16 protein-coding genes and 2 pseudogenes are annotated in these 20,747 nt (G+C 50.1%); all 18 read right to left on the bottom strand.

Features of this window, described 5'->3' with window-relative positions; all coding sequences use genetic code 11:
* Positions 1 to 74: 74 nt before the first annotated feature.
* Entirely contained in the window at positions 75 to 827 is a 753-nt protein-coding gene (locus HMPREF9056_RS13585) for an SDR family NAD(P)-dependent oxidoreductase (protein ID WP_009746691.1), read from the bottom strand.
* 57 nt (positions 828 to 884) lie between these two features.
* Positions 885 to 2,222 carry an MFS transporter gene (locus HMPREF9056_RS13580; protein ID WP_216593600.1) on the bottom strand — a complete coding sequence of 446 codons (1,338 nt, stop codon included), beginning with the start codon at positions 2,220 to 2,222 and terminating at the stop codon, positions 885 to 887.
* A 1,436-nt stretch (positions 2,223 to 3,658) separates the two neighbouring features.
* Positions 3,659 to 4,849, bottom strand: coding sequence for an FAD-dependent monooxygenase (locus HMPREF9056_RS13575; RefSeq protein WP_009746688.1), 1,191 nt, complete (start codon positions 4,847 to 4,849; stop codon positions 3,659 to 3,661).
* A gap of 27 nt (positions 4,850 to 4,876) precedes the next feature.
* A complete protein-coding gene (locus HMPREF9056_RS13570; protein WP_009746687.1) occupies positions 4,877 to 6,841 on the bottom strand; it encodes an anthranilate synthase family protein in 1,965 nt (654 codons plus the stop codon).
* Complete coding sequence (locus tag HMPREF9056_RS13565) at positions 6,838 to 7,482, bottom strand: isochorismatase family protein (protein WP_157185019.1); 645 nt, start codon at positions 7,480 to 7,482, stop codon at positions 6,838 to 6,840. Before HMPREF9056_RS13565 ends, HMPREF9056_RS13570 begins: the two co-directional genes overlap by 4 nt.
* 135 nt (positions 7,483 to 7,617) lie before the next feature.
* Positions 7,618 to 8,364: a class II aldolase/adducin family protein gene (locus HMPREF9056_RS05325; protein ID WP_157185018.1), complete on the bottom strand. Its 747-nt coding sequence runs from the start codon at positions 8,362 to 8,364 to the stop codon at positions 7,618 to 7,620.
* A 738-nt stretch (positions 8,365 to 9,102) separates the two neighbouring features.
* Positions 9,103 to 9,357, bottom strand: coding sequence for a hypothetical protein (locus HMPREF9056_RS13555; protein ID WP_087942198.1), 255 nt, complete (start codon positions 9,355 to 9,357; stop codon positions 9,103 to 9,105).
* Positions 9,344 to 10,798, bottom strand: coding sequence for a class I adenylate-forming enzyme family protein (locus HMPREF9056_RS13550; RefSeq protein ID WP_009746683.1), 1,455 nt, complete (start codon positions 10,796 to 10,798; stop codon positions 9,344 to 9,346). The genes HMPREF9056_RS13555 and HMPREF9056_RS13550 overlap by 14 nt, the downstream gene beginning before the upstream one ends.
* Positions 10,798 to 11,661: a nitroreductase family protein gene (locus HMPREF9056_RS14635; RefSeq protein WP_253269947.1), complete on the bottom strand. Its 864-nt coding sequence runs from the start codon at positions 11,659 to 11,661 to the stop codon at positions 10,798 to 10,800. The genes HMPREF9056_RS13550 and HMPREF9056_RS14635 overlap by 1 nt, the downstream gene beginning before the upstream one ends.
* Positions 11,662 to 11,691: 30 nt before the next feature.
* Positions 11,692 to 11,988 (bottom strand): annotated as a pseudogene (locus tag HMPREF9056_RS14980) (nitroreductase family protein); the annotation flags it as partial.
* A gap of 249 nt (positions 11,989 to 12,237) precedes the next feature.
* Positions 12,238 to 13,380, bottom strand: a complete 1,143-nt coding sequence (locus tag HMPREF9056_RS13540) for a ThiF family adenylyltransferase (protein WP_009746681.1) — start codon at positions 13,378 to 13,380, stop codon at positions 12,238 to 12,240.
* Positions 13,377 to 14,459 carry a ketoacyl-ACP synthase III family protein gene (locus HMPREF9056_RS13535; protein ID WP_009403540.1) on the bottom strand — a complete coding sequence of 361 codons (1,083 nt, stop codon included), beginning with the start codon at positions 14,457 to 14,459 and terminating at the stop codon, positions 13,377 to 13,379. The genes HMPREF9056_RS13540 and HMPREF9056_RS13535 overlap by 4 nt, the downstream gene beginning before the upstream one ends.
* A complete protein-coding gene (locus tag HMPREF9056_RS13530; protein ID WP_009403539.1) occupies positions 14,452 to 15,249 on the bottom strand; it encodes an SDR family NAD(P)-dependent oxidoreductase in 798 nt (265 codons plus the stop codon). The genes HMPREF9056_RS13535 and HMPREF9056_RS13530 overlap by 8 nt, the downstream gene beginning before the upstream one ends.
* Entirely contained in the window at positions 15,230 to 16,885 is a 1,656-nt protein-coding gene (locus HMPREF9056_RS13525) for an FAD-dependent monooxygenase (protein ID WP_009403538.1), read from the bottom strand. Before HMPREF9056_RS13525 ends, HMPREF9056_RS13530 begins: the two co-directional genes overlap by 20 nt.
* Positions 16,875 to 17,369, bottom strand: a complete 495-nt coding sequence (locus HMPREF9056_RS13520) for a VOC family protein (RefSeq protein ID WP_087942196.1) — start codon at positions 17,367 to 17,369, stop codon at positions 16,875 to 16,877. Before HMPREF9056_RS13520 ends, HMPREF9056_RS13525 begins: the two co-directional genes overlap by 11 nt.
* Positions 17,366 to 18,448 carry a glycosyltransferase gene (locus HMPREF9056_RS13515; RefSeq protein ID WP_367379061.1) on the bottom strand — a complete coding sequence of 361 codons (1,083 nt, stop codon included), beginning with the start codon at positions 18,446 to 18,448 and terminating at the stop codon, positions 17,366 to 17,368. Before HMPREF9056_RS13515 ends, HMPREF9056_RS13520 begins: the two co-directional genes overlap by 4 nt.
* Before the next feature lie 80 nt (positions 18,449 to 18,528).
* On the bottom strand, positions 18,529 to 19,743 hold the full coding sequence (locus tag HMPREF9056_RS13510) for an acyltransferase (RefSeq protein WP_301280244.1): 1,215 nt from the start codon (positions 19,741 to 19,743) through the stop codon (positions 18,529 to 18,531).
* A 511-nt stretch (positions 19,744 to 20,254) separates the two neighbouring features.
* Positions 20,255 to 20,747 (bottom strand): annotated as a pseudogene (locus HMPREF9056_RS13505) (integrase core domain-containing protein); the annotation flags it as partial.

Below are 20,747 nucleotides of genomic sequence, written 5' to 3'. Positions count from 1 at the left end.
CCCTCTACAACCCACAACCAGCCACGAAACCACCCACCGCCACTTGACACACCACATAGGCCTCCTTTGCTTGGTCAGGCTCCCAGACTGGCTCCACCGTCGAGAACTATATCGGCTGCCACAAGCTGCGGCGCCTTCCCTAATACGATAAAGGCGACGATCTCTGCAATTTCTTCGGGCTCACAAATCCGGCCAGTTGGAATACCAACCCTGAACCTCGACGGCGTCCCCCGAGTTGCCCCACCGCGTTCAGCATCGGCAACGGCGACACCGAGCATGTCCGTCCTAGTACTTCCGGGGGAAACTATATTGACACCAATCCCATACTCCGCGAGATGTAGAGCATAAGATCTAGCGAGCATGCTCAGCCCCGCTTTTGAGGCAGAGTATCCAGCTAGATCGGCCCGAGCTATGCGAGCAGAGTTAGAAGAAATGACGACGACCTGGCCGCCACCATTGCGAATCATAGAGGGGACTGCGGCTTGAATTACATTTGATGCTCCTAGAATATTGACTGAAAGCATATCTTTCAAATCTTGAGGTTCGGTACTTTCTGCATGACCTGGCCTGAGAATACCAGCTGCGATTACGAGTCCGGACACCGCTCCATGCTCGGCCTCAGCGAGCCGAACCGCACCGACCACCTCAGACATGCTTGTGACATCGCATTTGATCCGTGTGCCACCCGAGTTTTCACAAGCCCAATTTAAGGGACGCTCAGGAAATGCATTATCAAACAGAGACACCGAGTCAACTTCGGAAACCAGTTTCTCATGAACTGCACCCCCTATTCCACCAGCTCCTCCAGTAACTATAATATGACTCACTTCATACACCTCCGATTCCGCTAGTTGCTACATTATTGCAATCTCATTACAAGCCCACTACCCACTGTTCTTTGTAGGCAGTCCGCGAGTAGAAAGCAAGGTTGCCGCGGTTATTATCGCGAGGGCGGCAAAAACTAGGCTAAATACCGAATTTCGGTCACTGGCGTACTGGCTGGCCACCTGTACGGAAACGGCAGCAAATGCAGCACCAAATGCTCCTGCAATCTGCTGGACGATGGCATTTGTGGTAGTGGCCTCAGCGTACTTCTCAGTCGGCAACCCCGCATAAAGAGTTAGCATCGTTGGAGCAACAGCGAAGGCCAAAGCTATGCCGCGAATGAGAAGTAAAACCAACGCGGCGGGCGCTGATAGGTTATTAGCGTAGACGGCGAGTCCAAAAGTCGTAATAGCCACACCTGTCAAACCTGCAAATACGAGTCTTCGAGGATCCCCAGAGACGTCAATTTTCTTTCCAACATATAGGACTGATAGCAGCGTTCCGATACCTTGTGGCGCGAGAGAAAGACCGACAGTAATCACAGATTCATTGGGGTCGGATGTTTCGATGATCAATGGTATCAAGAATGTGACTCCCATCATGCTAAAATTATTTGAGAACACGATAAGGGAGGTAGCCCTGAAGGATTTGATTCTCAGAAATGTCAACTCAAAACCTATGCTTCTTGTCGAAGACTTGGCACGCCTGAAGAAGCCAAATAGAAGACAAACGGCAATTATTCCAAATATGAAGGTGGATACTGAAAACTCTGACGAAGACACACGCGTCAAAAATAGAATTACAATTGTCACGGATGGCATAAGCACTAGAATCGACCAGTAGTCCACTCGATTCACGTCATCTATAAGTCTATTCGGTATCCAGACGGCAGCAGGAATTAACGCTATTAGCGCCAGCGGAATACTAGCCCAAAGTGCCCACCGCCAGGATGACTGGTCGATGATTACCCCACCCAGGACGGGGCCAACTATCGGCGCAACCTGGACAGGAACTGCGGTTAGTGCCATTACCCGCCCCATTCGAGACTGGCCTGCGATTTCTACGGCCAGAAGCCTCATAAGAGGGAACAACATACCTCCCCCTAATCCTTGGATTACGCGAAATACAATTAGTGAGCCAAGGGACCAGGCGAGACCGGCAGCCAGCGTAGCACCCGTGAACACCACAAGGCTGACCACCCATGTGCGTTGGGCTCCATATCGGTGACAGAGTGAACTCGTGAGTGGAATTACCGTCGCCATGGCTAATAGGTAGCCAGAACTTGTCCATTGGACAACGTTTACTGGCGCATCGAAATCCGATGCAATATCTGGTACTGCGATTGCGATGATACTACTATCAACAAGACCTACAAACCCGCCAGCGGCCAGAATCATCGACCGCCAAAAGATTCGGGTTGTGATGCTGGATGTCGTACTGTCATGCGACAAAACAGTATTGGCTTCTGTATCGGATTCGTTTGGTCCTGCCATTAATCTTCCTCACTTTCTCATGTCGAGAATTGGAGATGGCATATGCCAACCTCAAAAACGCGAACGCGAAATGACATACCTGTTTATGAAGAATTCCGGAACTTTGACGATTCTAATCATCTCGATACTGTACCAGAAAAATGGTTAGCTGGTTCTCTATTCGCGGAACAGGATACTTCTACAAAGCTCTCGTAACTTTACTTACGCGAATACATGTCTAACCTTGCGAACTAGAACGGTAGCCGTCAAGGTGTCCTCCTTTCGTGTGGCGGCGTCTCATTTCCCGTTTGTGGAGCCAACAACAGCAATCGACTAAATTCTCCCATCCGGTAATCTAGTTACTATCACAACTTGGCTACCGTTGTCTAGATGATTGATCCTAAAGGGTGGATCGGCATGGGAACGCTGACGGGGGTGAGAGTCTCGCAGTCCCGGCGCTGCTAAGTGCCAGTTCCGAGACCTGTTGAAAGGCGAACTCGTCATGGATATCAATCTGGTGACTCCCGCGACCGCACCGTGCGTCACTGCTGACAACCTGTTGGAGGCCTCGAGATCATCCCGACCTGCCCGCAGGTGGGAATCGCCCCAGCCATCTACGATGCCGATGTATCACCCTGGCAGTCGTCACATCGCTGCCGGGTTATCGACATCGAGAGTGGTCACCAGCATCTACACCGCCGACGTGCGCCTGCTGTCTTCTCTCTACTCTCTCCCCTTCCCTGTCTCGTCGAGTGCGCCCGCTCCGGCCCATCGTCAAACGCTCGGACTTGGCCGGCTGGGCCTACTACGGTACTGTGCCTCCCACTCACACCGATTCTGGTGTATGCGCCTGAGATCGTCATTCCCGGCAACCTAAGCCATCACCAGCCGGAGCCAGCACGAGCGCGAGGTCCTACGCAAGATGCTCGCCAACTTGCCACCAGTCCCCATGCCATCATGGCTGACAAGGAATACCGCATCCAAGGATTTCGAAACGAACTTCAACAGTACTGGTGTCACCCTGCTGCATCCGGCCGACCGCAACTCGACCCCATCCCCGACGCCGACCTCCTGCGCCCTGTGCGCCACAGAGAATCAAACTCGTCTTTACACCCTCGCCGATCAGTTAGGCCTTGAACGCACAGGCTACGGACCCAAACGAAGTCGCTACACGCGCTACTCAAGACAATCTCGCCTTGAAAGCCACCGTTCAAGGTATATTCACAGGGCTAGTCGACGCCAGCTTCTGCGCAGGTCGCGATGCCTTCAACGGCCGCCATAAACGAGCCCCACCGTCCGGGATAGACCATCCCAGAAGATCACAATGATGTCGACTCATAACGCCCAAAGCCGACATTAGCTCAAGAAAAATAGGATTCATCACCGCCGCCGAAGCGATGATACCAATCAAGAACGCCAAATAGATTCTCTTGCCCCATGCTTCCTAACAATCTGTTTCGCCAACTGGCCTGCTCGCCGACCGCATGGTAAATCTTGTCTCCGAGCCACCGAGAATCCGCTTGCAGCCGCGACGTCCTAGGTTGACGCACACGAACGTATTTCACGATGCCAGCGGAAGGATCCTGTCCCTCTGAGTCCCTCAAGCAGCCGCCCAGCGTAATCGCGTCCTCAAGAGCCTGACATGCCCCCTGCGCGGCATACTGAAGCATCGGGTGCGCGGCATCCCCTAGCAATACCACACGGTCAGACGCCCAAGAATCAATAGGATTTCTATCACATAGCACCCAAGATCGCCACCCGGTACCTAGCGATAAGAGAGACAAAATTTCAGGGCTGACTTCAGGACAGACGTCGAGTACTTGCGCTCTCGTAGCTTCAATACCTTGGGCGAGCTTAGAGGCGCCGTTATCGACTACGATCGCCAAATTGAGCAAATTGCCGCCCGCAATCGGGTAGTGCACAAAATGCCATCCAGCTCCCGCCCATAAACAAACATGTCTCTGCCGAAACTTCGTCGGCACACGTTCAATCGGCACTACCGATCGATATATGGTATGACCGGAGATCTGCAACTCATCATTTTCTACTAAGAACTCCCGAACAGTTGAATAAATCCCGTCGGCCCCAACCAACAAATCAGCAGAAATCTCAGCCCCCTCCGAGTCTCGGACCACAACATCCAACGGTCCCTCCTCAAAATCTCGAACTTCAGACCCCGCTATCACCTGTACGGAGTCTAAGGAATAGCATCGCCGAAGTAAAATTTGCTGAAGATCACCTCGATGCATAACTATATACTGGCTACCAAAGTAATTGCAATACTGGCTGTCAGTATTCAGACTAATAATCGGAGACCCAGTGAATCCATCACGAATCTCTATTCGTTCAATCGCAACCGCGTCTTCTAAAACCTCGGAACCGACACCAATACGCCTAAGTGCATCATAGGCATTCGGCGCTAGTTGCAATCCCGCTCCTAGTTCAGATACAAGCGGTTTTTTCTCAAGCACAGAAACGCTATGGCCCTGCTCACCAAGAACCGCAGCCGCTGCCAATCCGCCTATGCCAGCACCAGCAATCACTATACGCATAAAAAAACCTCCATTCACTCAATGCGATCAGAGAGCGCGTCCTACCCGATCGCTCTGCATATCACAACTCTGTTCAGGCATCTCCCGACTCAGAATCCGTAAAATCTCCGACATCAGCGTTTCCCTGCCATCGAGACTAAGTGACGATTCTGGATGAAACTGAAAACTTCCGAAGAATTCACCACGGAATCCGTGGATCTCGGAAGACTCGTTCGCAAACGACATATCCACCTCGGCAATCCGCACTGGTTCTTTTCGACAATTCCGAAAATAGGCCTCGTAGGAGTTGTAAAACCCCACTGAAATTGGGTCGCCGAACCAGTCAATTGTTCGCACGACACCCTGATTTGGCACTCTTCGCCTACGAATTGGAAAACCTAACACATTCGCGAGAATCTGATGGCTGAGACACACCGCCAAAAACGGTTGACGATTTCGAAGACGATCTTGAATCAAGGTCGCTACAGACCGCATTGCGGGATCCTCTGAAATTGGATTCCCAGGCCCAGGACCCATAAACATGAGTCGATGCTTACGATGACATGAAACTGCCTCGCTAGGCGTGTACACTGACACGCTACATCCTAAACATTCTAGCAACACTCGGAGCATATTAGAAAAAGCATCCTCCATATCAACGATTCCAATATTTAGATGTTCACTGCACAGACCGTAGGCCGTTCCAAGATCAAGACTGCTTGATGTGTCGCGCCAAAACGATGCCGTATTAGCTTGTCTTTCATCCAAGACCATTCGAACAGATAGCGGCAGCCTTACTCGATCTCTTAGAGAAGCCGTTGCGGAGCGTCCCGATTCTTTAGCATCGAACGAGTCCAACAAACCTTGAACCTTGGCGCGTGTCTCACTTGCTTCCTTCATAGGGACGGAGTCTTGGACTATTGTTGAACCAGCGAGTATTCGCACAGAATTGTCCGAGATCTCTGCAGTGCGTATCATGATCGTTGAATCGAGAGTCGGAGCCGTCGACTCGTAGTTTACAACGCCGAGCACGCCGCTATAATATCGACGATCATGAGTCTCGTGTCGGGCGATAACGCGCGCAGAGTTCTCTATTGGAGCCCCCATAACGGTTGGAGCAAATAGGGAACCTGCCAGAACATGTGAAACAGATCGCTTGCTATGCGCGCGTATAGCGTACTCCGTATGAACCAGCCTTGACATAAACCGAAGACTTGGTCCGTACACGCTGATAGGTGAACTTCCGATGCCGGAAACCATCTTAAGTTCTTCATCAAGAACCATCTGTAACTCTCTGGCCTCCTTCGCATCAAGAACAAAGTTGACTAACTGGTCATCCGTCGGGTGCCCATTTGGCGTCCGTAACGTTCCCGAGATTGGTGTCATAGCCAATTCATTAAACGCTATCGATAGATGACGCTCGGGCGACGCACCTACAAAGTAAGTCCTTCCGAACCTCGCGAGAAATATCCAGTACGATCCGATTTCCCGTACGAGTAGATTTCGGAAAACTCCTAATGCCTCGCGAAATTCGAAATTGTTGACGTGCGCGACCCATTCTCTGCTTATCACGAAGTTCGAGCCAGCACCGGTCGATATTTCCTTCGAGATGATATCGCTAATTATCTCCGCGTACTGTTCATCTGTGGAAGTAAAGTCACCATGTATATCTCTGCTTTTGCTGTTCTCACATGAAGCTACAAATCGAGTTCTCTTTATCCAGTACTCGGACTTCACATCGATAATTTTTATGGGGTGGCGGCACGATCGCAAAGTATAGCCTCGCTCCGCAATCTGCGAATAGGGGATCATAAATACAGACTTAGATGTCGACGAATTGTGAGTCTGCGTATCTAGTTCGCACAAGCGTTCGACCGAACGAGATGTTCCTGTAAATAGATGTACGAGGTCGTCGTAGAAAGGACGTGACATCAATAGGAAGTCTCGATTCTCATCAGCTTGCAGTTCATCAAGCTGTGCAAGCATATCTACGCCTGATTCAGCACCATTCATTTTCCTTGCTCCTTCAATATATCAGTAATGAGCGAGTCTGTCGACAAAACGGCCGAAGCATTTTGATTCAGATATCTGCATGTCGACACATGAGAGACGCGATCAAATCCAGCTATACCATCAAAAGGAACAAATGTCCTCACGTCGTTACTAAACGACTCAATGCATGTGGCAAGAATTCCGACACTAGCATAGACGCCGCATACCACCAGCTCCTTACAATTACGATCTTGTAAATGCGGCCAAAGATCGTTTCCATGGAAGGCACTGTATCTCCATTTTGTAAATACCCGTTCATCTTGTTCCGGTCTGACTGCGTGCGCAATTTCCGTATGTGCCTGCTCGGTATCCATCCCCGGACCCCAGACGTCAAATAAAAGACCGCGTTGCACCGGTGTCATGCCCCCTGGCTGCGCGGTGTATATGACTTCATACCCAGCAACACGCGCTGCTTGGACTATGCGAGCTATGTTGGTAAGTAACTTACTACGCAGAGGCTGCTCATAAGGGTCAATAAAGTAACGCTGCACATCGTGGACAAGGACCGTTAGTCCCTCACCTTTTACACGCCAAAGAGGCTGAGCCTCTGATATCTCATCTTCACTCGGGAAAGTGTAGGCCTCGATAGACTGGATCGCCATTCTGCCCTCTCCTATGTATCTCCAAAGAAATTTCATTCACCTTCGGCAGCGAAATTATATTTGTAAGTCGATCAACCTCGATTTCGATACAGGGGCCTCACCATTAACAAATGAGCACCGCCAAGCCGATACATGTCATGGCCAATCGTTGACATCTTTCATCTCCCGCAATACTCTGCGCATTGACCAGTCCCAGTACGATCGTACAGACAGATCCGAAAAAATGAACTCCTGCTTTGCCTGGACGTCCATGTCACTCGCCCAGTGGAATTCTGCCTTAGATTGCGAAGCGAGAATCTGCAAGTGACATGCATGCTCCAACATCTGAGCGAAAACCACAGCATGCCTTACACTCTTTCCTACAACTACGCTCCCATGGTTGCGGAGAAATACAGTAATTCCGTCTCCAAGCGCAGAAGCGATTGAATCTGCAAGGTCAGCTTCAAGCACGGTATTGCTAGTCTCAGTGAATACCGCGGTAGAACCCATAAATAGCGCACCTGCATGAGAAATCGGTCGAAGGACCATGTCAGTGGCACCGAACAAAAGGGTCCAAGGAGCATGGCTGTGCACAATTCCATTCACGTCAGGGCGAGCTTTATAAATTGCCTCATGAAGGGGAAGTTCTGGAGGTGCTTTGGGATCCGGCATGCTACGCTCTAATAGGTCTGCCCAAACCATGTCCGTCGGTGTAGCTTCGTCAAATCCCCGCAGCGCTGTCTTTACAAAGAATCCATTCCGACCGGGCCTTCGTCCGGACACCTGCCCCTGGTTGAAGTCATCGTGGCCATCAAGCGACAGCATTCTAGCACCGAAAGCAAGTGTTCGAACCAATTGGAGGTCGGCTTTGTTCAGTGAGTCGTTCTCTGAAAACATTGTCATTACCTTTCCTACGTTACGGTGATCAGAATTCGAACCTGAGCTCTGCCAGCAGGTCGGTCAGTTGGTAAATACCTGCACAGAGGTGAGGTACATGTTTTGTGAGCCAGACAGCGGTCCTAGCACTGACTTCCAGTGACTCAACCGTCTGGGTGATCCGCAGCGACTCGTAATCCCAGTCGACGTCGAAGCCATGATCTGCAACCGGCCCGCCTCGCCTTGAGACCGTAATAGAAGTGTCTAACTCCGCGTTGCCTTCGCCAACAGCCGCTACCAATCGAACCGCAGTAGCAGATGGAGCAGTAGATTTCCAGATTGGATGCCTATCCCTTACCGATACGGATGGCTTATTTACTAGCCCGTGCGCAAGGGCGCCCTCGATACTTTCGGAGACCAGCCGCACGGCCTCTAGCTGCAGATGATGCGAATATGAGAGATTTGGAGCGCATACGACAGGCAAACGTTGCGCAAGACGCACTGTATTTGGGTATCCCTGTCCAATTTCCGCGCCTGTGCAATCTATGAGAGCTGCTCCGACAGATGCACAGTACTCAGCAGCTGAATCTGTAACTTCAGCAGATGCACTATTGATGACGACATCACAGTCGAGACCTGACCACGAGTCAACTTTGCGACTATCGAGTTGGCAGAAAGGCTCTCCGCTGCTTCGTAGAGCTGCTGATATTGCACTACCCAGGCGACCACAACCGAGCACCCCAACCATAACCTTGGTTTGCTTGCTCATGAAACGTCCAAGACTTCTGAAACCATCGCGACAATTTCGTCCAGAGTCGACAAAGTTCCCGTCTCCTCAGGATCTATGTAAGCTCCTAGTTCATTATCAAGACGATCCAGCATCCTAATGTAAGCCAAAGAAGAATACCCGACCGCTCTCAACGATCCAGAGGCTTCCTCCAGTTCACTGGCTGTTAATCCGCCTTCAGCGCTTTCCAGAACAATTTCCAGGACCCGCATCTCTAATTCATTGCGATTCATTGTGTTTCCTTTCCGTATCAACGAGATCAAGAGTCCAAAACAGAGCAGCTCTGTTTAGCTTTCCGGTACTAGTTCGAGGGATCTTTGTCGTCCGAAATATTCGCGAAGGAATCTTGTATGGTGCTATCAAATCTTGAAGCCTGCTTCGGATTTCAGCGTCAGTAATAGCGACAGGATCCGTAATTGCCGCACACAGACTTATGTCATCACCAACCTCTAGACCAAATACCGCCGATTCTGTAATCTCTGGGATAGCCAACAGTGCAGCCTCTACCTCAGAAGCGCTAATCTTTCGACCTCCTACATTAATTACGTCGGTCCTGCGTCCGTGTAGTATCAATCGCCCGCCATCTAACGCGCCCATGTCTTCCGTAACAAAATGTCCCGAAGCATCAAGCCTAGATTCGAAGAGACCAGGTGCGTTTAAATATCTCGTTCCCATCGAGTTAGTTTTGACTGCAACACGACTAGGGTTAGTCAATGATCCGGCCTTGATGGAAACTCCGGGAAGCGATTTCCCAAGATCGCCATTGCCGATACTATGCGGAAATGAAAAGGTCACGGGCCCGGCCTCTGCTATTCCGTAGTAGTTGCTGATCCCGACTCCGACAACATCTAGCACACGCTGGCTCGTCTTCACAGAAAGTGGTGCCGAAGACGACACAAGTCTTTTGACAGTCCTGAATGCATATGGATCAATTGCGCTCCTAGCAAGTGAATCAAAGAGAGCTGGGAAGCCGACGATCCATGTCGGCTGTCTCATTCGTACGTTGTGTTCAACCGACCGAGCGGTGGGCAAGGCAGACGAAACGTGTAGCCGGCAGCCTTTTAGTACAGCAGGCAAAAGCGAAGTGTTGAACGCCAGGCCATTAGATAGAGATGCGTAACACAAAATACGATCTGATCTGTTCAAACCAGTACCGGCGCACCAGCCTTCGGCCGCGTTAACTACCGCACTTCCACTGAACTCAATGCAATTTGGAACTCCCGAAGTGCCGGAGGTAAACCGGCAAACTTCGGTACTAGGATGCAAGTCCGGAGAATCTTCCCAGGTCTTGCAATCCGTACCGATCACGTCTAGTCCGTTCTGACTAAAGCTCACACCTAAACACGTGATGTTATGCATATCACTTTCGTGCAACAGAAACTGGATGCCGCAAGAACGAAATAATACCTTAAGCTCCATCCAAGTCAATTCATGATCCAAAAGAAAAGGCACAGCTTGAAGCTTAAGAAGGGCAAGATAGCTAACGACGTAAGACACGCTGTTCCGTGACCAAATTCCAACTCTACTACCCGCGCCGATACCACAAGTAGAGTACTCGTTCACTATACCATCGACGATATCACGGAGCGCTTTACCAGAAAGTTCCTGCCTACGGTCACTAATTGTGAATCCCGCCGTAATGTACTTATCGAAAATACTAGATAATATGGTCACTATCGTTCTCCGTGGTAGAAACTGGCCTCAGCGCGATCAGGCTTATACGAGGTTTCCGAGGCTGCGCCAAACAGAACGGCATAAAGAATCGTATCTTCCGCCGAAAGGTTTAGTAACTGGGTCAACTGCCGATCATCGAATCCTCCGATTGCAGTTATCCCGACGTCTTTTAACGCAGCCTGAAGGTAAATATGCTGCGCAATTTGTGCGCTAGATGTCAAAAGTTCCTTCATTCGACCAGGTCCAGAATGCGGAACCACCTCCTTCTTACAATGAAAGACAAGAGCACCAGCCGCGTGTCCAAGATGCGTCTGTCCATTAAACATCCTGACCTTATCTTGCCAAGTAAGCCGTGTACTCGAAAGCCGTCTTTCAATTCCACCCGGTGGCTTGCTGATCAACTCAGGATCAAGCCATACAGAGGCACACAGATCATGATCAACCTCACTCACCGAGAAAGCCGTCGTTTCAAGGAGCTGAGGAATATGGGAGGTGGAGAGTCCATGTCGCTCAAACTTTTTTGCCGACTCGCGTAATTTCGTCGCTAAGATGAAATCCTCACAAGTAAACCCTTCGGTAGTAGACATGACACCCTCGCTGGCGAGCCCAGAGAACGTCTTTCTATTCTCAGGGACTTCGTAGCAGCACCTGATATGGTCCCAAAATAGCCGCTCACAAGAGTCTACGAAATATAGACTTCCGTCGATAGAAGTCCAGTCCTCAATTTTCCAAAAATCAGCTGCAATCGAAGCCTCCTTCGCCGAAACGCGCATCCGAAAACCACCGAATACAGCGCGACAATATTTGTCTAGATGCAGAGTTTCAAATTCCTTTGCTAAATCAAATACTTCCAGGCGCTCCACGTGTCCTCCATTGCTAAAGCGAGCAGCCAACTCAAGTTGCGTTAGCGCATGGCCAGCGTCGATCTGGGTATACCACCATCCTCGATCGCCGTACTTTGACGCCGACTTCCATGGCCGTTCCACCACTGCGAACGTTAGAGACGCTGTAGACACATTTGGAGACTGTAGTGAATCGGAACTCAACTTTAATAAGCGAAAGGACCTCGTTTCAAAATCAATTTTATACAACGCATGACGACCATTCGACTGTGAGGCTACATAGATTTCATACGGATACCTCCCGCCAGCTGAGGGTGCAGAGATACAAGTTGCAGAGTCGGATCCCATAGCTCTCGAGACCACTGTCGTGGCAACTTTCATGTCCGTAGATGGGTGACATGAAGATGGAGTCTTGAGGGTTTCATCGCTCAATCGCACCTGGAGTCCGGAAAACCTATCGATCCATTCTTCATGTGAGATCATTGCGCAGTTGGACATACTTGAATCGATACGCTGCGTGCTTTGCACCGGATTATGCATCTGGGTACTCCTTTCAATCTGTGTTTCAACTGACTATCGGATGATCAATCTAATGTTTCAGTATGCAGATACACTCCTATCGATAGTTGCAGACCAAGCTACCATGCCGCCACCGACATGCATTGCATTCTCCAGCCCACGCGCGTGTGCAAGGGCGAGGACCTCCGCTGACCGGATTCCAACCCGACATATGAACACAGGAGTCTTTGTATTGTCCAAATCGGTCCAAGCATCCCCATCAAAAAAGCTACTCATAGGCATTAGAACGGCCCCTTCGATATGCGCGTATTCATACTCATAAGGATCCCTAACATCGACCAGTTGGATCTTGTCTTTGTCCTTCAGCATCCGCTGTAAATCATGTACCGAGATCGTATGAGTATCACTCGCTGAAGCAGCTGGTTCAGATAGAAGCCCGTAGTAGGCAGGTGCAGAGAGTGGGTCGGTGAAAGTTCGGTGCGGTGCAGAATCTGGTAGATTCACTGCCAACAGACTGAGACGATCCGTTGCAATGCAAAGTTCGCGATTAAATGCAAGAGGCCTCTGTCCAAGTAGAAGCCTAACAATCTCGCTTGCCGCAACAACGCCTGTGAGCGTGCACTCAAGATTTATCGCTCCCGACATCCCACGGAAGTAAATGCGATTTTCAGGATCCAGTCGCGCAAACCGAGCGACGGAGTCGGTAATGTCTCCAATGAACGTAGATACTGCCCCGCCCGAAGGACCAAGGCCAGACCACACAAAAGGTGTGTCAAGTTCTTCACAGAGGTCTGCTAGTCGTTCGCAGAACGCCACATCCTCCAAACTACAGAAAACGACATCGGACTTCTTTACGATCGAAGCCTGCTCCGCACGCGTAACGCTCGAGCAGATGGTGACGGACATCTCCGGCCGTCGGGCCAAAAGGTAATTCCGCCAGGTGGTTGCTCGGCTTTCGCCAACGTCAACGACGTTCACGTTTGAATCCCACGGCTGAACGGTCGTACTATCGATCAGTAGCACGTGCCCTACACCGGCAGACGAAACTGCTTCCAGCATGCGCGTGCTAATTTCATCCAATCCGAAAACTGCCAGTGTTGCATTTAAGAGGGAACGTTGGTAACTTGGACCAAAGTTCCTATTAATTAGTTGGTGTGAAAACCTAACCTTCTCAGCGTCAAAATTGACGTCATGTACTGATGTACAGTCGAAACCGCTCACTGTTGACCTCCAACTTGCGCAACCGAGTAACGTGATGTGGCGCCGGCGGAGCCATCATAGCTTGGCTCAACCTGAAGAAGCGCAGCTCCCCAAGAGAAACCGTAACCTGATCCCGCGATTAGCAGGTAATCTCCGGCCGAAACGCTACGCCTCGAAAGAAGATCGCTTAGCGCCGCAGCTTGATCTCCAGCACCGAGATGTCCGATCGATTTTCCAAAGTCCCAGGTAGTTCGCGATAGAGAGACTCCCTTCTGTTCTAACAGGCGCCACCAGTATACGGATTTACCGTTGTTTGGAAGCACAATACGAGACACATCGCTAAAATTTAGCGAGTTTGCCGAAAGAAGACTTTCCATAACGTCGACAAGACCTCCGGCAATACGTGCTGAGATCGAGTCCAAATCTCGCCTGTGATTTAGCATGAACTGCATTTTTCGCTGCCGCAGATCGAGCGCATTCTCTCCGCCTTGACTTGCACTTCGAAATCCCTCCCCACGGTACATAGGCTCCAAGCTACTATCTGCTGTCAGTTTGGAATCAACCAGACGGAGCGGCGATTTCTCCGTACTGAGAATCATTGCAGTTGCACCATCTGCCATAACCGTTCCGCTCTCAGATCTATATCGGTTAAATCCAGGTGGCGCATAACGCTCCGCAGTAGTGATTAGTACGTCCCCCACTTGCTGCTTGCTGCTAAGCAGCTGACGGGCCAGATGAATTGCTGCAAGGCCTCCATTGGACTTTTGATCCACCTCGATCCATGGAACGCTGATACTGAGAGACTCATTCTGAATGTAGGCAGCTGGAGTCCAGAGATCTTGTCCTTGAAAATAGGTAGAGGCATGAAAATGAAGCCTGATAAATTCGGTGCGGCTAACATTCGTTATGACATCATTCACAGCCTCGACAGCCAGTTCTGGAGGATATAAGCCCTCGACAACAGAGACATGTGTGAGCGCATTGGCGACATACTCCTCCTCAGAGTATTCGTTTGCTTTGACCGCCTCCTTCAGGTCTTTTGATTGACCCAAAACTGTGCTAATTCCTTCAATGTAGACATCGTTTTCGAACCTATTCATGGCATTGTTCCTTATACTCGTATTTTCCAGACACAACTAAACGTTGCCCGGTAATCCGAATAGACTTCTCGGAAAATAGAAATGACACGCAGTCTGCGACGTCTTCGGGACTTAGTATAGATACGGGATCATGCATGAACATATCGGTATTGGTTATACGCTCCGCTTTCTGACCGGTCCGCCATTTGCTATGCAAGTCGGTTTCGACGAGCCCCGGTGCAACGGTGTTTACGCGAACTCCACGTTTACTAAGGTAGGCGGCGCTTGTTGCCGTGAATGTATCTAAGGCTCCCTTTGTCATCGAGTACCCGAGTATTTCTGGAAAAGGAGAACGCGATGCTAAAGAACCAATATTGACGATGGCACCTCCGTTCCTGATTAAAGGTGAGACGGATTGTGTCACAAAGACAGGCGCGAGCGTGTTGACCGCAAAAGCCTTCTGCAGCGCATCAACAGCCAACTTATCTAATGTACCTCGGCAACCCACACCCGCAGAGTTAACGAGACCAGAAAGACCATCGGCGTTAAGACGGTTCAACGCTGACCTAATCTCGCAAGCGACCCATGGCCCAATATCGGCAGTGTTTGATAGATCAAATGGAACAGTAGCGCACCGAACACCATGTGAACTGACCTCGGAACTAATTGTGTCGAGTTCTTTCGACGGCTTACGACCATGTAGTAATAGCGGAAATCCAGCAACTGAAAGGGATCGCGCGATCGCGGCGCCTATCCCCCTCGAACTACCTGTAATTAGCACTGGCAATAAGTTAGTTTTGGACAATTTCATCTTCACTCCCCACCAAGGCATGGGATTGATTGAGTCCGCTTCTGCATAATAGGGCACCGAGTACCCGGACCGTTATATCCTTAATATTGTTTACTTTAGAATTTCCGGCTTTCCAGGCAATAACTTGGTCTGGGCGTACCAGGAGAGCGCCAGATGTGGATATGCCGAAGACATCGGTTAGATTGTGACTAGAAAAGGGCGGTACACCGATGTCGCGGATATCCAAATCTATGCCGAAATTCTTCGACGCTTCCCTAAATGCGCTAATCCAAGGGCTGTCTGACCCGTGTATAAAAAGAACAAATCGAGTTGTAACCTGGTCAAGAGTGGACATACATTTTGTCAGCCACACATGTGGCAGTCGTTTTCCCGGCAATGCCGCTTTTGTCACATCCAGATCATCGCACGTATCTTTGCCTTTGATCATTGGCGGGTATATCGCCTTAGAACGGTAGCGGAAATTGTAGATTATATCGTCACTTGCGATCGTTACCGGAGCATTACTGAGTCGTTCTTGAGCCGCTGCATTGGTCCAATGAATACTCGGATTATTGTATCGAAGTTCTGCTTGAGTGCGAACCATAGCTGCGTAGGGTCGACGTTCTTCATTATATGAATCAAGCAATGCAGACTTAGTTTTGTCACAGAGAACTTGTGCAATTTTCCAGGCCAAATTCTGCGCGTCGCCTATCCCAGTGTTTAGCCCAAGCGCACCCACAGGAGGAACGACGTGAGCAGCGTCACCAATGAGAAGGACTCGTCCATCTCTAAAACGATCTGCGATATGGGACTGAACCCTCCAGTTCATTACGCTAACGATTTTGATATCCTTGATGGGATGTCCGATCGACGTACATATCCAATGTTTCGCAGTGTTACTGTCGTTAGATAGAACATCGTTCTTGCTGCCTCCTAACTCGGTTACATAGATCCAACTATCGCGGCCGTTGACAGGGAGGATTCCAGCAGCACCACCCAAACTAGACACGTTACAAACGACGAAGGGCTCATTTTTGGTAATAGCTGATAGGTCTGCCTTAAATAGTACACTACTCATCGGGCCACCTAACTCTGATCCTGGGAAAGGTACTTTTAATGACTTACGTACAGCGCTACGGGCTCCGTCGGCACCAATTAAAAATGCGGCATCTATCGATTGGACGTCGATTCCACGGCGGACCCTTGCACGCACGATCTCATCCGTCTGAGTTGCGCTTTCAAATTCTACGCCATACCGTATTGAGCCACCATGTCTAACGTAGCTATCAGTGAGAATTCTGTCCAATACTGGCTGTGGACATGTCCCCGGGAGTATGCCTGGGCTTACGGCAGAATTTGAGTTCCGTAGTCCGTCTACTGTGTCGTACTCCGTGAAGTCAATGGAGTCTAGCGTATCACCGGTGAGTCGTCGGTATCCTCTATGCTCAAGGTCGTAACACAAACGTGCGACGTCACTGAACACACCGAGCGCGCGTAGAGACTCCCCTGTTCGCCCATTTATTCCCATCGCACGTGGATGCGGATTAATTTGTTTAGACTTTTCAACTATGATACTATCAACGCCAAATCGGGCCAAATAGTTCCCTAAGGTTAGACCAACAGACCCTGCACCTACAATCAGAACGTCAGTTTTCATACTTTTCCTCAGCTTCCTCGAAGATTAAGTTGGACCAAAACCTATCGTTAATTTGAGGCCATTCTTTTGCGAATGTATTTTTTCTATCAGGGCCAAGAAATTCAAGATAGAATGGCCATTCTAAGTTTCGCGCATAGAAATATGAACGTCCGTATTGACGTCCGTCGAATTCTATTTTTAAACCGTTTTTCCGTGCCCGATTTTCTTCATTGGCTAGGTTTGTTGACCAAAAAGCAAAGTGGTGTAGTGTTAACCCAAAAGAAGGGCTCCATGGGCTGCTTTTATCAGCTTGTATTAACTCAATGGCGGGTTTAAAGTTTTTAGAGAATACTATCTTATATTCATGTTGTCCGACGTTATCCGTAGTGGGGCTATGCCATTCAACTCCTAACGATTTTCCAAGGCTAAACATCGCTTGGTCAATGTCCATCGTTGTGTAGCAGATATGCGCAATTTCTCTCTCTTCTATCAACAATTGTTTCACCTCACTCTTTCTATAGTTTCAACTATATCGTTTGGTGTAGGCATAGAATACATCTCTTCACGTAATCGCGCGGATCGTCTTCTATAGAGCTCGATGTTTTCGAGAACGGATTCGACCGTTTCAATTAAGGCGCCGGGTTTATTCTCTTCTTGCGGCAGCAGGACTCTGGCTGCCCCCTGCTTCTCAAGGCGCTGTGCTGGCTGAACAAGTTTTGGCATATTTGGAAGAACGACTTGAGGAAGTCCGTACGCGATTGCTGTTAAGGCCGTGCCACCACCGCCATGATGCACGACGAGGTCAACGGTTTTGGAAACGGAATCGAAGGGAAGCCACTCGACCCGTGCACCGGTATCGCGATGCATTTGTTGAGCTGCGTCCTGAGGGACTGATACTAATAGTCTTGCATCAACACGTTGAAGTTCTATAACCATAGCCCGAAGGTAGGAGTAGAAATAGTCAGGGTATTTTACCTTTGTGCCAGCAGTAAGGAATACTGTTCGGTAACTATTGTCGAGTAAATCCGTACGTAGCTCAATCTGATCATTGTACGGTATCCACTGCATTACAACGTCAACGGGAATTCTTGGGTCGCATACAGAGGGCGGGCAGACTCCGATGTTCAACGTGGGCTCAGCGAGGCCGTTTTTTTTGGTAAACGGTAGACGTGAGGCTATTGTATTCTCGGCTACTTGGTCAAGTTCTGGTGGTTCGCCCATGTCCCAAGCAAGCCTAATGTAGGGCAGTCCAAATTCACGTGATACCAACCCGGCTGAGTAGTGCAACTGACCTCCAATCACAATGTCCGGCCTCCAGGTCTCTACGATTTTACGCAGTTTTGGAAGATACTCGACGGCAATGTTTGCAAAGACTTCGCCGAAATCAAGCAGATCCATGCTATCGTCCTCCTTCATTTCGCTATTACCTGACATTCTTAATTTCCGAATATGTGACCTAACTGAATTTTCGGATATGCAGATAGTGGGAAGGCCTGCATTCATTGCTGCTCGAGTGGATTCTCGGTTGGTTGCGATCAGAATTCTATGTCCGGCGTTTCTACAGGATGTCGCAAGCGGCGTCATCGCAAATACTGTTGCAGGGCTACCGCCGGTAACGAATAGCAATTTCATGACGTACTATCACCTTTCTCGAGTTGCACAGCCTATTTGTATTTGCAAGGTAGTTTTCTGGTAAGTAGATGGAAGGCAGGACGTTCGATTCCGTGATGTAGGGCTGCTGCAGAAATGAAGCTGAGACATAGTGCACCCAGAAGGAAAATTACAGATCCTGTGATACTGGTATTAAGTTTTCCAAGATTGGAATGCATCCATGAAATGACAATGCCGTGCATAAGGTAAAACGCATATGAGATATCGCCGAAGTACCTCAGGGGTCTGGATTGTATCCATCTAGGTAGTCTTTGCAATGTTTCCTGTATTTCCTTGGATGCAAGACTAACCACAATTCCGGCCAACGGGATGACAGTCACCGAAACGGCAGTAAAGGTCCACGGCGCAAACATTCCGATCACATAGCTGATGGGGAGCAATGTCACAAACAGTGGTAGCCACTGTGCAAACTTACAGGTACTTTTGGCTACACAGCCTAATGATATACCTAGTATAAACTCGCAAATTCTTGATATTGGAAAGATGTAGACAAACCACATCTGCACTATCGATTGTCCGGCAAGAGGTTCTCCGTGGACCTCCGCGATAAAGGTAGGTTGTTCCGGCAAGATCATTGCCACTACAGGTAAGAGGAATATTAGCACTAGGATCGATACGATAGTTACCATTAAAGCTCGCATTGTGAGAGAATCTAGGATTTTTATTAGAAATGGAAACATTAAGTAGAAGAATAACTCACATGAAAGTGACCAGGTGACTCCATTGACTCCGAGAAAAATATTGGGATCTGGCACCCATGCTTGCGCTAAAAGTAAATTAAGCACTGCTGTGAAAACCTGAGTCGTTTCGAAAGCAAAGATAGTCATGGCGATCAAGAATGTGACCAAATGGCTTGGATACACTCGTGCTATCCGTCTGTAAACAAATGTGTTGTATTTGTCTTCTGCTCGACTAGACCATGCTAAGACGAACCCGCTGAGGATAAAGAAGAAAGATACACCTACCGTACCTGCGGGCTTCATCAAGACATCGATAGTGTCGCTCACGTCGTCGTTGTTCGCGAACACGCCTGTTGTCGAAACATGAAAGCCGAAAACCGATAGAGCAGCTAGGCCACGCATGGCGGTTAAGCTATGAATCCTGTCCACTCGGCGCGAAGTTTGTGGAGGCTGTGCCGTCAAGGTTTTCTCTCCCTCATGTGGCTGCGTCTCGGCGTCGTTCTTGAATCCGACTCTCACGGAAGGCATTGGTTGGACCATTTTGACTGGTCGATTTAATCGTAGTCATGACGTTATGTCCATTGTCTAGCCTGACTTCTGACAGGGTGTTTTGGCTAGGGAGCGGCAAACTGGCTTCGACCTGATTCAGCGTTATGATGCTGATGACCAGGTTATGTAGTGTGACCATGTTCTCAGGGCCGTTGCGCAGGGGGCTGGCAAAGTCGGTGGGCGAGGGCGTCTGAGCTGCGCCGATTGGTGGCGCTTAATCAATCTTTCGTTTTGGGAGCCCGTACCGATGCCAGTTTCCACCATACGACCGCCCTGCTACACCAGCCCCTGCCCCTGGGTTCTCAGGAATACCACCACCCCGGAGACAGACGGGCGTGAGCCAGGGACCTGCCTACGGTCCGGTGCACGGCCGTGACGGGATTGCTGGCCGGGCGTCGTAGCCTAACGGCGATGTGGGAGCGCACCGCTGACCTGCTCCCGTCTGATCTGGCGGCTGGGCCTGGCGGCACGGCAGGCCCAGCCGCCAGATGTATGAGGTCATGATGTTGGTGATGTGTGTTGGGATGCGGGTGGCGGGTGGCTGGTTGTGGCAGGAGGTGTGGGGTCGATGGTAGTTGTAGTGGTGGTTCCACACCGCGACGGCGTCACGGCGCTGCTGCTGTGAGGAGTAGGAACGCGCGTAGAGGCACTCCTCGGCCAGGATGCGGTTGTAGCGCTCGACCTTGCCGTTATGACGTGGGGTGTAGGGACGGATCCTCTGGTGGCGCGAAGCCAGGGAGGTGATTATCGCGGTGAAGGTCCGGGCGCGGTAGATTGGCCCCGTTGTCGGTAACGACCCGCACGAGCCTGGTGACCCCGTGGGCGGCGAAGAAGGCCCGGGCGCGGCAGAAGAAGCCGATCGTGGTGGAGGCCTTCGCCTCGGGAGTACCGCGCCCGTGGGCCCGCCAGCCTCCCCCGGGTGGGATGCGTCCGACCTTCTTGACGTCCAGGTGTGGACTGTCAGGTGTTTTTCGGACAGTGCT

It is taken from the genome of Actinomyces sp. oral taxon 170 str. F0386 (assembly GCF_000195595.1).
In the GTDB taxonomy this organism is placed as follows: domain Bacteria; phylum Actinomycetota; class Actinomycetes; order Actinomycetales; family Actinomycetaceae; genus Actinomyces.
This window is presented reverse-complemented; position numbering and strand designations above follow the sequence as displayed.

What these genes read in the sequence shown, in the direction of transcription:
- HMPREF9056_RS13510 (WP_301280244.1), bottom strand. Translation starts at nt 19,743, where the DNA reads ATGCCTTCCGTGAGAGTCGGATTCAAGAACGACGCCGAGACGCAGCCA.
- HMPREF9056_RS13525 (WP_009403538.1), bottom strand. Translation starts at nt 16,885, where the DNA reads ATGAAAACTGACGTTCTGATTGTAGGTGCAGGGTCTGTTGGTCTAACC.
- HMPREF9056_RS05325 (WP_157185018.1), bottom strand. Translation starts at nt 8,364, where the DNA reads ATGACAATGTTTTCAGAGAACGACTCACTGAACAAAGCCGACCTCCAA.
- HMPREF9056_RS13515 (WP_367379061.1), bottom strand. Translation starts at nt 18,448, where the DNA reads ATGACGCCGCTTGCGACATCCTGTAGAAACGCCGGACATAGAATTCTG.
- HMPREF9056_RS13555 (WP_087942198.1), bottom strand. Translation starts at nt 9,357, where the DNA reads ATGAATCGCAATGAATTAGAGATGCGGGTCCTGGAAATTGTTCTGGAA.
- HMPREF9056_RS13565 (WP_157185019.1), bottom strand. Translation starts at nt 7,482, where the DNA reads ATGGCGATCCAGTCTATCGAGGCCTACACTTTCCCGAGTGAAGATGAG.
- HMPREF9056_RS13530 (WP_009403539.1), bottom strand. Translation starts at nt 15,249, where the DNA reads ATGAAATTGTCCAAAACTAACTTATTGCCAGTGCTAATTACAGGTAGT.
- HMPREF9056_RS13535 (WP_009403540.1), bottom strand. Translation starts at nt 14,459, where the DNA reads ATGAATAGGTTCGAAAACGATGTCTACATTGAAGGAATTAGCACAGTT.
- HMPREF9056_RS13570 (WP_009746687.1), bottom strand. Translation starts at nt 6,841, where the DNA reads ATGAATGGTGCTGAATCAGGCGTAGATATGCTTGCACAGCTTGATGAA.
- HMPREF9056_RS13580 (WP_216593600.1), bottom strand. Translation starts at nt 2,222, where the DNA reads ATGATTCTGGCCGCTGGCGGGTTTGTAGGTCTTGTTGATAGTAGTATC.
- HMPREF9056_RS13575 (WP_009746688.1), bottom strand. Translation starts at nt 4,849, where the DNA reads ATGCGTATAGTGATTGCTGGTGCTGGCATAGGCGGATTGGCAGCGGCT.